Source organism: Clostridium algidicarnis DSM 15099, assembly GCF_002934235.1.
GTDB lineage: Bacteria > Bacillota > Clostridia > Clostridiales > Clostridiaceae > Clostridium_L > Clostridium_L algidicarnis.
This window is the reverse complement of record NZ_PTIS01000014.1, coordinates 1-14,567: the sequence shown is the minus strand read 5'-3', so window position 1 is coordinate 14,567 and position 14,567 is coordinate 1. Positions and strand designations below refer to the sequence as shown.

Sequence of the window (14,567 nt, the reverse complement as noted above, 5' to 3'; positions counted from 1 at the left end):
AGAATATAAATATAACAAAAGATACATTAAACCACTATATAAAAGAAAGAGGGTGAAAACCCTTATATATTACTCATTGTAAGTTACTAGAATTAATAGTTAGATAGGCTATGATAAATTGATTTTAATAACTTTAGTAAATGTATGTAAGGGGTTTTAGATGATTATAGATACACATATGCATGAAAATATATATTCAGATGATAGCAACATGAGTCTTGATGAGATAACAAAAAGAGCAAAGGAAATAGGTCTTAATGGAGTTTGCATAACAGATCACGAAAGCAATGGATTAAGAAAAGATATATCACCTTCATTTTATAAAGATGAAGTTTTGGTTATTGTAGGAGCAGAAATTCTAACCTTTGAAGGTGATATCCTAGTATTTGGGCTTGAAAAGTTGCCAGAAAAGATGATTCACGCAAAAGAGCTTATAGAAATGGTAAATAAGGTGGATGGAGTCACCATAAGTGCACATCCTTATAGAAATAATAATAGGGGACTTGGAGATCATATAAGAGATGTAAAGTCCACACTTACAGGGGTAGAAGCATTCAACGGAAGTACATATCCTTTTGCAAATCTTTATGCCTACGCCTTAGCAACAGAATTAAATCTTGGGTGCTTTGGGGCTAGTGACGCTCATGTGGTAAATAAAATAGGTACATATGCTACAAAATTTGCTGACAATATAAGAGATGAAAAAGATTTTATAGAGGCAATTAGAGAAGGAAACTTTTGCCCAGTTAGAAAAAAGGATAAGGGCTTTGAAACTATAAATGTTTATGATACTTTAAGGACAGCGTAAGTAATAATTATTTTATAATATTGACATTTTATTTTATATCTGATACCATAAGATGAATTTAATGAAACAACTTTTTAAAATACTATGAAAAGAAAGAGTAAGATATTAATCTTCCAAAGAGAGCTCCTGTTTGGTGTAAAGGAGAGAAGAATAATATACTGAATACGTCTTGGAGTATCACACTTAAAGCTTAATTTATTTAAGTAAGTAGGCTGTTGACGGATCCTTCCCACGTTATAGGGATAGAGTATTATATTGTACTCGAAAAGGTTTATATGGTGACATATAAATAAATTAAGGTGGTACCGCGAGATTATATACTCTCGTCCTTATAGCTTAGCTATAGGGACGGGGGTTTTTTATTTATTTAAAAGACATTAGGTAATAATCTTTATTTTAGGGGAGAATTCTCAATTAACAGTAAAGATTATTATAGGGCTATGAGTAGCCAAAACACCTATAGCACATCATGTAAAATTAGAGAGGAGAATTATTATGATAAGTGTAGATGAACAATTAAAGATTATTAAAAAGGGTGCAGCAGAAATTATAAACGAAGAGGAATTAAAAGAGAAGCTTGTAAAAGCAGAAAAAGAAAATAGACCTCTTGTAGTAAAGCTCGGACTTGATCCAAGTGCTCCTGATATTCATATAGGTCATGCAGTAGTTTTAAGAAAGATAAAGCAACTTCAAGATTTAGGTCATAGGGCGGTAATAATCATAGGTGATTTTACTGGAATGATAGGAGATCCAACAGGTAAGTCAAAGGCGAGAAAACAACTTACAAAAGAGCAGGTTATGGAAAATGCAAGAACCTATGAAAAGCAAATCTTTAAAATATTAGACAAAGAAAAGACAGACCTAAGATTTAATAGTGAGTGGCTTGAAAAGCTTAATTTTAGAGATGTCATAGAACTTTCAGCAAAATACAGTGTAGCTAGAATGCTTGAGAGAGAAGACTTTAAAAATAGATTTAAAAATGAAATAAGCATAGGAATTCATGAGTTTTTCTATCCTTTAATGCAAGCTTACGATTCTATAGCAATAGATGCAGACATAGAACTTGGTGGAACTGATCAAAGATTTAACATATTAATGGGTAGAACTATGCAAAAAGAATACGGCAAGGAATGCCAAATTGCTTTATTTATGCCTATATTAGAAGGACTTGATGGTAAGGAAAAAATGAGTAAAAGTCTTGGAAACTACATTGGAATTTATGATAGTCCAGAGCTTATGTACACAAAGACTATGGAAATACCAGATGATCTTATAATAAAGTACTTTGAACTTGCAACAGATATACATCCAGATAAGATAAATGAAATGAAGGCTAATCTTCAGTCAGACAGCGTAAACCCAAGAGATGTAAAAATGAGTTTAGCTAAAGAAATAGTAAGATTATATCATAGTGAAGAGGATTCCTTAAAAGCTGAACATCACTTTGTACATGTGTTTCAGAAAAATCAAATGCCAGAAGATCTAGAACCTGTAAAAATAACTGATACTATGAACTTTATAGAAGTTATAGTGTATGCAAAGCTTGCATCATCTAACAGTGAAGCTAGAAGACTTATAACTCAAGGTGGAGTTAGGATAAATGGCGAAAAGGTTAACGACTTTAATGATGTAAAATTAAAGGATGAGGATATAATACAAGTAGGAAAGAAAAAGTTTGCTAAGATTAAGTTATAATAACTCAAAATAAAAGATAACCAGTAAATATATTAAAGTATTTACTGGTTATCTTTATTTAAAGTATCTTACTTAGGAAATCTTTTGTTCTAGGGTTTTTAGGGTTTGAAAATATATCTAAAGGCTTGCCTTCTTCTACAATATTTCCATTATCCATAAACAAAACTCTGTCTCCAACTTCTTTTGCAAAGCCCATTTCATGGGTAACAACAACCATGGTCATGCCTTCTTTTGCTAGATCCTTCATAACAGCTAAAACTTCCCCAACCATTTCAGGGTCAAGTGCTGAAGTGGGTTCATCAAAAAGCATAACAGTAGGCTCCATTGCAAGAGCACGAGCTATAGCTATTCTTTGTTTTTGTCCACCTGATAACTGAGAAGGATAACTTTTTGCTTTTTCTCTAAGTCCTATTTTATCAAGTAATTTAAAGGCTATAGATTCAGCTTCTTCCTTTGATTTACCTTTAACTTTTATAGGAGCTAAAGTTATGTTATCTAAAATTGTTTTATGTGGGAATAGGTTAAACTGCTGGAATACCATGCCCATTTTTTCTCTTAACTTATTTATATCTACCTTTTTGTCTGTAATATCTTGTCCCTCAAAGACTATATGTCCAGAGGTAGGAATTTCTAAAAGGTTAAGGCATCTTAAAAAAGTACTCTTTCCAGATCCGGAAGGGCCTATAACAACCACTACCTCACCTTTTTTAATCTCTTCATTAACACCTTTTAAAACTTTATTATCACCAAAGTCTTTAGTTAAATCCTTAATTTGTATCACTTATTTTCATCCTCCTTTCAGCTATTCCAAGTAATTTTGAAAGGGTAAATGTAATTACAAAATAAAATAAAGCTGCAACTATTAGAGGCTCAAAGGGTTGGAAGGTTGTACCCCTAACAGTATTTGCATTATACATAAGTTCATGAATTCCTATAACGGAAACTATTGAAGATTCCTTTACAACTACAATAAATTCATTACCTAAGGCAGGCAAGATGTTCTTAAAAGCTTGAGGAATTATAACATTTGCCATAGTCATAGAGCTTCCCATACCTAGACTTCTTGCAGCCTCTGTTTGTCCTTTATCTACTGCATTTATACCAGCTCTAATTATTTCAGCTACATATGCACCACTGTTAATAGACATGGTAATAGTTGCAGCCACTAGATCTGGCAGCTCTATTCCAATAGCTGGAAGACCGTAATATATAATATAAAGTTGAACAAGAACCGGAGTACCTCTTATAAATTCTATGTAAATAGAGGATATAAATTTTAATATCTTTTTATTTGAAAGCTTCATAAGAGAAAGTAAAAGACCTATTAATGACCCAATTATTACTGTGAAAAAAGCAAGGATAAGGGTAAACTTAGCACCCTTAAAGAAAAACCCTGAATATTCACCTAAAAAGCTAAAATCCAATTTAAATCCCCCTTTGCTATTCTTCCATTAATTCATTATATTTAACAACAAAACCTTCGATTAGATTATCTTTAGCTAGTCTATCTAAAGTATTGTTAATAGTTTCTAAAAATTCGCCTGAATCCTTACTAAGTGCTATAGCAGATCCGCCTTCTCCCTCTTCTTCAAGTTTTGGAGTAGATAAAGTCATAGCAGAATTTCTTTTTATGTAAGCTTCAGCTACTGGCTTTTCCACAACTATGCCATCTACCTTGTTATTTTTAAGTTCAAGAACTAAGTCTGTAACCTTACCAAGACCTTTAATTTCACTGTTTTTTAATTGGTTATTTGCCATCTTTTCTTGAAGCGAACCCTTTTGAACACCTATCTTTTTACCATTAAAATCTTCTAAAGAATTAAATTTATCCTTATCTTCAGTTCTTATTATTATGTCCTGCAATGCATTATAATATATATTTGAAAAGTCAGCTTTTTTTCTTCTTGTATCATCAGGAGTCATACCCGCCATAACCATGTCCACACTACCTGTATTTAAAGCAGCTAAAAGACCATCAAAATCCATATCCTTTACCTCAAGAGTTACCCCAAGATCTTTTGCTATTTCTTCTGCTATAGCAATATCAAAACCTACAATAGTATCCTTGCCATCTATATTTTTATGAAATTCATAAGGTGGGTAATCAGCACTTGTACCAAGGACAAGCTTTCCAGAAGACTTAACCTTATCTAAGTGACTTTGATTTGTATTATTATCCTTCTTTCCACAAGCGGATAAGGAAAATCCCATAACTCCGATAATTGCTACAGATAATATTGTTTTTAATACTGTTTTTTTCATTTTAAAATCTCCCCCTAAAATAATTTATCCCATGGCTACCATCATGGTCTAAGAATCACTTGATGTTTTTTAATATTATTTACATAAACATTTAATAAAATTTGTTTACTATCCTGTGGATAACTAAGATGTTTTTAGTATTGTCCACATTTAAATTAAATGAATGTTGATTGTTTTTTAAAAAAACTAATTGGCATGTGCATAATTATACAACTAATAGTTATAAATATGCAAGCATATTTATAAAATATTTTCAAATATAATATTAATTGCATAAAAATATAACAAAGGGTTACGTCAGATGATACGTATTAACATGATTATGTACTCTGAAATAAGGTACACATTATGTAGTTAACATTTAAATACGGAATGTATAAGTATGTAATAAAAACTTATAATGTTAATAAGATTTCTAATTAATAGTCTATAAATATAAAAGAAGCAAATTTACGTGGCTATGGTGAAATTTATGATGCAAAGGAATTTGATTTTCAGAGCCCTTTTAAAATTCTTCGCATTAAAATCTAAATACTTGAAATATTTAGATGTATATAATGTGTACTTATTGGTATAATGTTGTAAATGACATTAGATAATAATTAAATAAGAAGTATAAACTATTATAATAAATAACTTTAAAAAGGTAATAGTTTAAGGTTATTAGGTTAGAATTTATTATAGTGAATTATTAAATCATAAATAAAACTTATAAGGGTGATATTATGGATAAAAGTAAGAATTATAAGGTAGTGATTTTGGAAACCAGTGATGTTCATGGTGCAATATTTCCTATTGATTATTCAGATAATACTAGAAAAGAGGTTGGACTTTCAAAAATCGCTACTCTAGTTAAAGAAGAGAGAGAAAAAAAGGAAGACTTAATACTTATAGATAATGGTGATATGCTTCAAGGCACACCGCTAATATATCATTATGCAAATATAGATAACAAGGGTATTAATCCTTTAATTAAGGTGATGAACATAATGAATTATGATGCTGCAGTTATAGGTAATCATGAATTTAATTATGGTAAGGATTTTTTAAATAATGCTGTAGGGGATTCCAAGTTTCCTTGGCTTAGCTCTAATATTATAGATAAAGACACTAGGAGACCTTATTTTGGAAGACCTTATATAATAAAGGAATTAGAAAACGGTATAAAGGTTGGTATAATAGGCTCAACCACTAAATATATTCCTAACTGGGAAGATAGCAATAATATAAAAGGACTAGATTTTTTAGATGTTATATTTCCATTAAAGACATTTGTAAGTTATTTGAAAAATGTAGAAAAGGTAGATGTGTTAATAGTTAGCTACCATGGTGGTTACGAAAGAAACATTAAAAATGATGAGGTAATCAGTGAAACAGGAGAAAATCAAGCTTATGAGATATGTGAAAATATACCTGAAATAGATGTGCTATTAACGGGACATCAACATGTATTTATAAATAAAAAGATGATAAATGGTGTGCTTACTGTGTCACCAGGGTATCAAGGTAAAGCTTTAGTAAAGGTAGAAATAACCTTAGAAAATTCTTCGGGAAGTTGGAAAGTTGTAGATAAAGACTCAAAACTTTTAGATACAGAGCAGGTTAAAGAAGACGAAAATATATTAAATCAGGTTAAAGATTATGAAAAGGCAACTCAAAAGTGGCTTGACACTCCAATTGGAAGAGTGGAAGGTGATATGTTCATAAATAACCATTTGGAAACTCGGTTAAAAGATAATGCTTTTGTTGAATTTATAAATAAGGTTCAAATGAAATATGCAAAGGTGGATATTTCAGCAACTTCACTTTTTGACAATAAGGCTAAGGGGTTTAATGACGGGATAACAATGCGAAATGTGGTTTCTAATTATATTTATCCAAACACATTAAAGGTTATAAGAATAAAGGGTGAGGATATAAAAGAGGCTCTAGAAAGAAGCGCTGCATATTTTCAAAAAGGCGTGAAAGATAATACTTATAGTAAAGATAATAATATAGATAGTAAGTATAAAAATATGAAGATACAACCTTATAATTACGATATGTGGGAAGGAATAGACTATAAATTAGACTTATCAAAACCCTTAGGAGAAAGAGTAGTGCTACTAAATTATAAAAATGCTAAGTTAGACATGGATAAAGAATATGATGTGGTTATGAATAATTATAGAGCAGGTGGCGGCGGAGACTATGATATGTTCAAAGATAAACCTGTTATAAGAGAGATAAATATAGATATGTCGGAGCTTATAGCAGATTATATAATTAAGAAAAATGTTATAAAAGCTGAGTTCGATGGGAACTGGGAAGTTATATATCCTAAGGATTATTTTGATGATTAGTTATAATAGATATAAATAAGAAAATAGATAAATAAACAAACAAACAAATAGATAGATACAGAAATATAGAAATAGATAAATAGATAAATAAACAAATATATAAATAAACAAATATATAAATAGATATAAACAAGTAGGCAAATATAGATATAGATAAATAAAGAAAAAATAAAGGCCCTTACAGCCATGATATAATTATTTAGCTGTAAGGACCTTTTTTAGAATTTCTTTTAAGTTTTTCCAATCATCTTCATAAGCTATTTTAAAGCTTTCTTTTCTGTTATAAGTTAAAGATGAAGGATGGTACATTGGATATATGTATCTTTTAAGTTCCTCGTTAAAGTAAAGTTTTCCGTGACATTCACCTATAGTTTTAAACTTAGTAAGTCTTTTAAGAGGAGTATTGCCTAAAGTTATTATTATTTTAGGGTCTACAAGGGTTATTTCCGCATCTAAAACCTCTCTAAAAAGTTCTACTTCAGAAGGTTTTGGAGTTCTATTACTTATGGTTTCTCTGCCAGTTTTGCCTTGCTTTATCTTTATGGGTCTAAAAAAGCAAGTATTTGTGATTCGTATATCTTCTCTTTTAATGTTTGCAAGGTTTAGATAATTATCTAAGGTTTTCCCTGCCATGCCCACAAAAGGTTTACCTTCAATTATTTCATTTTTACCAGGAGCCTCACCTATAAATAAGATATCAGAAGGAATTGGGCCGTCTCCACACATATATCCCCCTATAGCTTCATCTTTATAGTTTTCAGATATTTGCTTTGCCTTATCTTTTATATCCTCTATGGTAACATTTTTATTGGGGATTTTTATGGGATCTATATCAATGTTTTTATTCAAAATTTTTATCTCCTTTGTGATATAATATTATAATCTATATTGATAATAGCATAAATACATACTTTGATAGAATATATTATAAAAATTAAAAGTATAAAATAAAAATATTTAAAAGAATAGGAGAAATAATGAAAAAGGTTAGTAAAAAACAGCTTAACTTTGCACTACTTATTGGTTGGATGGTTTTAATATTTTACTTTTCATCTCAAATAGGAGAGGTCTCTAGTGAAAAAAGTAAAATTGTAATATATATATTTAATGTGCTAGGTTTAGATTTAAACACTTACTTTGGAGAGCTTTCAACGCTTATAGTAAGAAAATCAGCACATTTCACAGAATACTTTATATTATTTATTTTAACCTATAATGTGATGAAATATTACTTTGAAAAAGGAAGGTTATTTTTTATATCCTATATAATTACTGTGGCTTACGCTATGACAGATGAGTTCCATCAGCTATTTGTACCAGGAAGAGCTGGAGCATTAAAAGATGTTTTAGTAGATAGCACTGGGGGATTGTTTGCTCTTTTAATAGTATTTGTCTTTGTCAAAATAAAAAAAGATGAACCTAGCTAATACTAAGTGAATTACTCCTCGCCTAACAGGATGGAAGAATTCCGCAAAGGGATGTTAAAGTATAGCTGAAAACATCCTTGATACAGCTTCTATAATTTTATAAATTCTTTTAGTGTTTTGGAAATCTTCTAAGGTTAATTTTTTGCTTTTGGAAATATCGTTATAAAACATCATTTCTAGTTCTTCTGTGACACTAGAGTCATATATCATAGCATTAATTTCATAATTTAATTCATAGCTTCTTATATCCATATTAGCAGTACCTAAAGTTGCTATTCTGCCATCTACAGTGGTTACCTTAGCATGTACAAAAGACTTTTCATCATAAAGATATATATGTGCACCACATTTTAAAAGGTCTAAAAGATAAGTTCTTGAAGCGTAGTAAACTACAAGGTGGTCAGCTTGACCTGGGAAAAGAATTCTTACATCTATGCCACCAAGAGCAGCTATCCTTAAAGCTTCTAATACACTTTCAGTAGGCACAAAATATGGTGTAGTTATATAAATATGGTGTGTAGCCATGCTTATCATTTTTACAACACCTTGCATTATAGATGGAAAGGTAGAGTCAGGTCCACTTTTAACAAGTTGCATAACCTTATCACCATGTTTTTCTGGGGTTGGGAAGTAATGCTTAAATTCTAGGTCATAAAAGGAATATTGATTATTTGCTCTTTGGATAGTCATAAAATCATCAAGAAAAACTGCTTGAAGACCTAATACAAAATCCCCTTTAACCATTATATGAGTGTCTCGCCAATATCCAAGCTTACCTTTGCCAAGATATTCATCTCCAATATTAGCACCACCAATAAATCCAACCTTACCATCTATTACTACAATCTTACGATGGTTTCTATAATTTATTTGAGTGTTTATACTTCTTAAAATGGGGGCTAAAAAATAAGAATACTGAACTACATCAACTCCTGCATTTTTCAAATCGTTAATGTAACTCCTTTTAATCTTTATGGAGCCAACCCTATCCATTATAAATCTAACAATTACACCTTCTCTAGATTTTTTAATTAAGATATCTTTGATTTCATTACCTATCTCATCACTTTTAACAATGTAATACTCAAGGTGTATGTGATGAGTTGCTTTTAATAGCTCTTCTTTAAGGGAAGCAAATTTTTCAGTTCCATCAGCAAATATTTTTATATTGTTATTAATAAATATAGGTGAATCACTATTATTAGCTAAAAGTTCCATTAGAGGAACATATTCTTGATGTTTATAATCCTTGGTTATTGGGTAAATTAGTTCTTTAATATCATCAGTAATAGTTTCATTTAATTTATGTAGTTTCCAATTTCGACCAAGGAAGATGTAAAGAATTAAACCAACGGGAGGAAGCAATGTAAGAACAAGTAGCCATGCAATGGCCTTTTCTGGTTTCTTTCTCTCTAAAGAGATTATGGTTATGGAGATTATTATATTTATAAAAAGTATAAACGTTGCAATGGTTTGAAAGTTCAAAATGCTACCTCCTTAATGAATCACTTGATCCTTTAGTAATATTATGAGCATATTTTACCATTATAAGCATAGAATGTCGACGAAATATAAAATATTTTAGATAAGGATTTATATTTAGAATTTTTAAATCTGTATTTTTGGCATTATTACTATATTCTAATTCAATATTATAGGTAATGGTACATCAATATTTTGAAAACTTATATTTTCAGTTTATTTCAGAAAAGTATAGGCTTTAGAATTAAGAAAAAATAACACTTGCAAAATCCTAAGATTATTTATAGAATATGTATTAAATATAGTTAGCACCTTTAGGGATTCATAAGGGAATGCATTAAAAGGTTAGCTTTAATAAGGAGGACAAAATGAATAAGGTAAATACTAAAGATGCAAAAAAGAGGGGAAAGTTTCAAAAGTTTCTTGATTGGGTAGAAAAGGCTGGTAATAAAATGCCACACCCTGTAAGTATATTTTTGATTTTATGTATTGCAATTATTATTATTTCATTTATATGTGCTAAGGCTGGAGTCTCAGTTACATATACAGGTATAGATCCAAAGACTAAAGAGACTAAAGATCTTACAGTAAATGCAATAAGTTTATTATCAGCAGATGGTATAAGATATATGTTTACTAATGCTGTAACTAACTTTACAGGTTTCGCACCACTAGGTACAGTTTTAGTAGCTATGCTAGGTGTTGGAGTAGCTGAAGGTACAGGTCTTATATCAGCTCTTATAAGAAAACTCGTATTAAGTACTCCAAAGCAGCTTATAACTGCTGTTGTAGTTTTCACAGGAATTATGTCAAACGTTGCATCTGATGCAGGCTATGTAGTGCTAGTACCACTTGGTGCTATAATATTTTTAAGCTTTGGAAGACATCCATTAGCTGGACTTGCAGCAGCTTTTGCTGGAGTTTCAGGAGGATTTAGTGCAAATCTTCTTATAGGAACTATAGATCCACTTCTTGGTGGAATAAGTACTGAAGCCGCTAAAATGGTAGATGCAAGCTATTCAGTAACACCAGTTGCTAATTGGTACTTTATGATAGTATCTACATTCTTAATAACTATTCTTGGAACACTTGTTACAGACAAGATAGTAGAACCAAGACTTGGTGAATACAAAGGAAAACATACTGTAGAAACTGGTGAATTAACTAGTTTAGAATCAAAGGGATTAAAATATGCAGGAATATCTTTAATAATATTTATAGCTATTATTGTAGCTTTAACAGCTCCGTATAATGGCATATTAAGACATCCAGAAACACATAAAATATTAGGACATACTCCTTTTATGGATGGTATAGTACCTATAATATTATTATTCTTCTTGGTGCCGGGAGCTTTTTATGGCCTAGGATCAGGAACAGTAAAATCCAGTAAAGATGTTATAAATGGAATGTCAAAGGCTATGTCCTCTATGGGTGGATATATAGTTTTAGTATTTGTTGCAGCTCAGTTTGTTGCATACTTTACTTATTCAAAACTTGGAATAATCCTTGCAGTTAAAGGAGCTAATTTCTTAGACTCAACAGGCCTTAAAGGTGCACCTTTAATGATTGCCTTTATATTAGTAGCTGCATTCATAAACTTATTTATGGGATCAGCTTCAGCTAAGTGGGCAATAATGGCACCCATATTCATACCAATGTTTATGAGAATGGGTTACAGCCCAGAGCTTACTCAAGTAGCGTACAGAATAGGAGATTCAACTACAAATATAATATCTCCACTTATGTCTTACTTTGCTGTAATAGTAGCCTTTGCTCAAAAGTATGAAGAGGATATGGGAATGGGAACGTTGATTTCTACCATGTTACCTTATTCTATGGTATTTTTAATAGGTTGGTCCATACTACTTATGATATGGACATTGTTTGGATTACCACTAGGACCGGGAGCAGGATTGAAATATATTCTTCCCTTTTAAAGATTTAGCAATTTATATATAGTAAGATTAAATATAGTAAGTTATATAAGATAGGCTTTTCAAGGTTAATACTTGAAGAGCCTATTTAAATATGCATAACAAAGATAATTTACGAAATCTCATAAATATGGGATAATATTAGTAGTAAATAAAATTAAAAATATTGACTTGGAGGTATTTTTCTATGATTAAAGAACAAAGATTAGTGGAAAGTTTCATGGATTATGTGCAAATTGATAGTGAAACTAAAAATGAAAAAGAGTTCGCAGACTTTATAGCTAAAAAGTTAGAAAATCTAGGATTAGAGGTATATAGAGATAATGCTGGGGAAAAATTAGGATCTAATAGTGGAAACATTATAGCAAAGCTAAAAGAAACAAGAACTGGGGAGCCTGTTTTATTTAGTTGTCACATGGATACAGTAAGCCCTGGAAAAGGGATAAAGCCTATTATAAAAGATAATATAATATATAGTGATGGTACAACTATCTTAGGTGGAGACGATAAAGCAGGAATTGCTGCTATTATTGAAGCATTAACTGTAATAAAAGAAAATAATTTAGAGCATGGACCCATTGAATTAGTATTTACTATATTTGAAGAAGGTGGCTTGTTTGGAGCTAAGAATCTTGAGTATAACAAAATATCATCAAAAAGAGCCTTTGTATTAGATAGTGGCGGAGATGTAGGACAAATAGTAATAAAAGGACCAGCACAAGATAAGATAGATGTAAAAATAATAGGTAAACCTGCTCATGCTGGAGTTTGTCCAGAAGAAGGAATAAGCGCTATACAGGTTGCGTCAGAAGCTATTTCTAATATGAAACTATTAAGAATTGATGAAGAAACTACTGCTAATATAGGAACTATAAACGGTGGTAAAGTAACAAACATAGTATGTCCTGAAATAATTATAAACGCAGAGGCAAGAAGTCTAAGCAGTGAAAAGCTGGATGTGCAAACAGCTCATATGGTTCAGTGTTTTGAAAAGGCAGCAAAAAGCTTTGGTGCAAAGGTAGAAATAAAAACTACAAGGGCTTATGGACCTTTTGTTATAGAAGAAGAAGATAAAATTGTAGACCATGCTAAGATGGCTTGCAAGAATATAGGTGTTAATTCATTTACAGCAGCTACAGGCGGTGGAAGTGACACTAACATATTAAATGGAAATGGAATTAAAGCTATAAACCTTGGTATAGGAGAAAGAAAAGCGCATACCTTAGAAGAACACATGAAGATAGAAGACTTAGTAAATGCTTCAAAGCTTGTTTTAGAAATTATAAAACTTGCTTAATGAAAGGCCATTATATATTGTTGGATTTTAGGTTATAATATAGAAAGAGAGCATAGTTTTATTATTATAAAAAAGGAGGCGAATCATAGATTAAAGATGTGCAATATTATTAAGATATGTAACATTTTTAAAGAATCTATGGTGATAGATATGAGAAAGAAGAAAAATGGTGGCTTACTTGGTACTATGATGATATTAGGAACAGCAACAGCAGCGGCAGCCGTAGCATATAAATTAAAACAAAGTACAAAAGAAGACATAGCTAATAATTTTGATGAATATATGGATAATGCTACAAAGTCTGATAACAAAGAGCCTAAAGGATTTAACATAAAGGATATTATTGGTAGAGTTAGACAAAATATAAAAGATGAGGTCTCAAAACAAGATGAAGGTTTTAATAACAAACCTCACAAAACAACTATGATGTATAGAAAAAATAGAGTTTATAATAAACCTGTAAAGGGAATAAGAGGACAAAAGGGTATATAGATATATATCCAAAGTGAATTATTCTCATTGATATTTAATAGCCATGCTAGATAAAATTTATAATTTGGATAAACTTACTACATTAATAGTGTTGTATAAGAATAATCATCTTTAGATGGTAAGTGGTTTACACTTTAAACCCATTTAATTATTGCTATTTCAATAATTAAATGGGTTTTATGTATTAGTATAGTGATTTTGAAGTTGCTAGGGTGTAAAATGTAAGTAAAGTTGCGGTTAAAGTGAATTAGAAAGGAGTATTTGGGTTTGTTTTAGGAATATATTAGGCACAAGTTAAGAAAAGATTACTTGTTTTGAAATATAGAGTTGATATTACAAGAAAAACACTACCTAGTGTATCAACTTAAGGAATAAAGCGAAATTAATAGTAAATAGATGAAATAAGAGTTTAATCTGGTTAAATTAGATATAATGGTTACTGCAACAAGATAATATAATGTTATTATAAATGAGCACTCGAGAGAGACGCACAAGATTCATCAAAAGTTGACTACAATGTATAAGAAGATTTAAAATTCTAAAAAACTTGTTGACAACTAAAAAAACAGATGATATACTTACAAAGTACTTCAACACAGAAGTACATGATCTTTGAAAATTGAACAGAAAAGATATATAAAGACCAGCAATTCTTTTGAATTATGTAATTGAGTAGATTAAACTGAGAGTTTCATTTGAAACTCACTCAGAAAGTCTTATGCCAAATCTAAGATTTGGAATATACTTTTAAATTGAGAGTTTGATCCTGGCTCAGGACGAACGCTGGCGGCGTGCTTAACACATGCAAGTCGAGCGAAGTTATTC

General features: G+C 30.6%; 12 protein-coding genes, 1 rRNA gene and 1 other annotated feature. Of the genes, 8 read left to right on the top strand and 5 right to left on the bottom strand.

Going from position 1 to position 14,567, the window contains the following annotated elements; genetic code table 11:
- Positions 1-160 precede the first annotated feature (160 nt).
- The gene (locus tag BD821_RS09720) at positions 161-808 is read left to right on the top strand and encodes a PHP domain-containing protein (protein ID WP_104410316.1); all 648 of its coding nucleotides are present in this window, start codon (positions 161-163) and stop codon (positions 806-808) included.
- A 75-nt stretch (positions 809-883) separates the two neighbouring features.
- Positions 884-1,142: a binding site (T-box leader), on the top strand.
- A gap of 161 nt (positions 1,143-1,303) precedes the next feature.
- Positions 1,304-2,503 (top strand): tyrosine--tRNA ligase, encoded by a 1,200-nt coding sequence (gene tyrS / locus BD821_RS09715; RefSeq protein WP_104410315.1) that lies wholly within the window; start codon positions 1,304-1,306, stop codon positions 2,501-2,503.
- 58 nt (positions 2,504-2,561) lie between these two features.
- Here tyrS and BD821_RS09710 read toward each other — a convergent pair whose 3' ends face one another.
- Genes BD821_RS09710 through BD821_RS09700 form a run of 3 tightly spaced genes read right to left on the bottom strand, consistent with a single transcriptional unit; the run spans position 2,562 to position 4,765 of the window.
- Positions 2,562-3,284: an amino acid ABC transporter ATP-binding protein gene (locus BD821_RS09710; protein ID WP_104410314.1), complete on the bottom strand. Its 723-nt coding sequence runs from the start codon at positions 3,282-3,284 to the stop codon at positions 2,562-2,564.
- Positions 3,271-3,927, bottom strand: a complete 657-nt coding sequence (locus BD821_RS09705) for an amino acid ABC transporter permease (protein ID WP_104410313.1) — start codon at positions 3,925-3,927, stop codon at positions 3,271-3,273. The genes BD821_RS09710 and BD821_RS09705 overlap by 14 nt, the downstream gene beginning before the upstream one ends.
- A 16-nt stretch (positions 3,928-3,943) precedes the next feature.
- Complete coding sequence (locus BD821_RS09700; RefSeq protein WP_104410312.1) at positions 3,944-4,765, bottom strand: transporter substrate-binding domain-containing protein; 822 nt, start codon at positions 4,763-4,765, stop codon at positions 3,944-3,946.
- A 725-nt stretch (positions 4,766-5,490) separates the two neighbouring features.
- Between BD821_RS09700 and BD821_RS09695 the strand changes: the two genes are divergently transcribed.
- Entirely contained in the window at positions 5,491-7,107 is a 1,617-nt protein-coding gene (locus tag BD821_RS09695; RefSeq protein WP_104410311.1) for a bifunctional metallophosphatase/5'-nucleotidase, read from the top strand.
- Between the two features lie 195 nt (positions 7,108-7,302).
- On the opposite strand, the gene BD821_RS09690 is transcribed toward BD821_RS09695, so the two are convergent.
- A complete protein-coding gene (locus BD821_RS09690; protein WP_404814252.1) occupies positions 7,303-7,902 on the bottom strand; it encodes a uracil-DNA glycosylase in 600 nt (199 codons plus the stop codon).
- Between the two features lie 182 nt (positions 7,903-8,084).
- Here BD821_RS09690 and BD821_RS09685 point away from each other — a divergent pair, with 182 nt between their 5' ends.
- On the top strand, positions 8,085-8,534 hold the full coding sequence (locus BD821_RS09685) for a VanZ family protein (protein ID WP_104410310.1): 450 nt from the start codon (positions 8,085-8,087) through the stop codon (positions 8,532-8,534).
- Positions 8,535-8,588: 54 nt separating this feature from the next.
- Here the strand turns inward: BD821_RS09685 and cls are convergent, their stop codons facing one another.
- Positions 8,589-10,019, bottom strand: a complete 1,431-nt coding sequence (gene cls, locus BD821_RS09680) for a cardiolipin synthase (RefSeq protein WP_104410309.1) — start codon at positions 10,017-10,019, stop codon at positions 8,589-8,591.
- Between the two features lie 365 nt (positions 10,020-10,384).
- Between cls and BD821_RS09675 the strand changes: the two genes are divergently transcribed.
- The 4 genes from BD821_RS09675 to BD821_RS09660 form a co-directional block, all read left to right on the top strand.
- Complete coding sequence (locus tag BD821_RS09675; protein WP_104410308.1) at positions 10,385-11,956, top strand: AbgT family transporter; 1,572 nt, start codon at positions 10,385-10,387, stop codon at positions 11,954-11,956.
- 184 nt (positions 11,957-12,140) lie between these two features.
- A complete protein-coding gene (locus BD821_RS09670) occupies positions 12,141-13,250 on the top strand; it encodes a M20/M25/M40 family metallo-hydrolase (RefSeq protein WP_104410307.1) in 1,110 nt (369 codons plus the stop codon).
- A gap of 96 nt (positions 13,251-13,346) precedes the next feature.
- Positions 13,347-13,742 (top strand): hypothetical protein, encoded by a 396-nt coding sequence (locus tag BD821_RS09665; RefSeq protein ID WP_104410306.1) that lies wholly within the window; start codon positions 13,347-13,349, stop codon positions 13,740-13,742.
- 748 nt (positions 13,743-14,490) lie between these two features.
- Positions 14,491-14,567, top strand: a 16S ribosomal RNA gene (locus tag BD821_RS09660); the annotation flags it as partial.

Bases quoted from the DNA above. Each gene is read 5' to 3' on its own strand.
- BD821_RS09720 (WP_104410316.1), top strand. From the start codon at position 161: ATGATTATAGATACACATATGCATGAAAATATATATTCAGATGATAGC.
- tyrS (WP_104410315.1), top strand. From the start codon at position 1,304: ATGATAAGTGTAGATGAACAATTAAAGATTATTAAAAAGGGTGCAGCA.
- BD821_RS09700 (WP_104410312.1), bottom strand. From the start codon at position 4,765: ATGAAAAAAACAGTATTAAAAACAATATTATCTGTAGCAATTATCGGA.
- BD821_RS09695 (WP_104410311.1), top strand. From the start codon at position 5,491: ATGGATAAAAGTAAGAATTATAAGGTAGTGATTTTGGAAACCAGTGAT.
- BD821_RS09685 (WP_104410310.1), top strand. From the start codon at position 8,085: ATGAAAAAGGTTAGTAAAAAACAGCTTAACTTTGCACTACTTATTGGT.
- BD821_RS09675 (WP_104410308.1), top strand. From the start codon at position 10,385: ATGAATAAGGTAAATACTAAAGATGCAAAAAAGAGGGGAAAGTTTCAA.
- BD821_RS09670 (WP_104410307.1), top strand. From the start codon at position 12,141: ATGATTAAAGAACAAAGATTAGTGGAAAGTTTCATGGATTATGTGCAA.
- BD821_RS09665 (WP_104410306.1), top strand. From the start codon at position 13,347: ATGTGCAATATTATTAAGATATGTAACATTTTTAAAGAATCTATGGTG.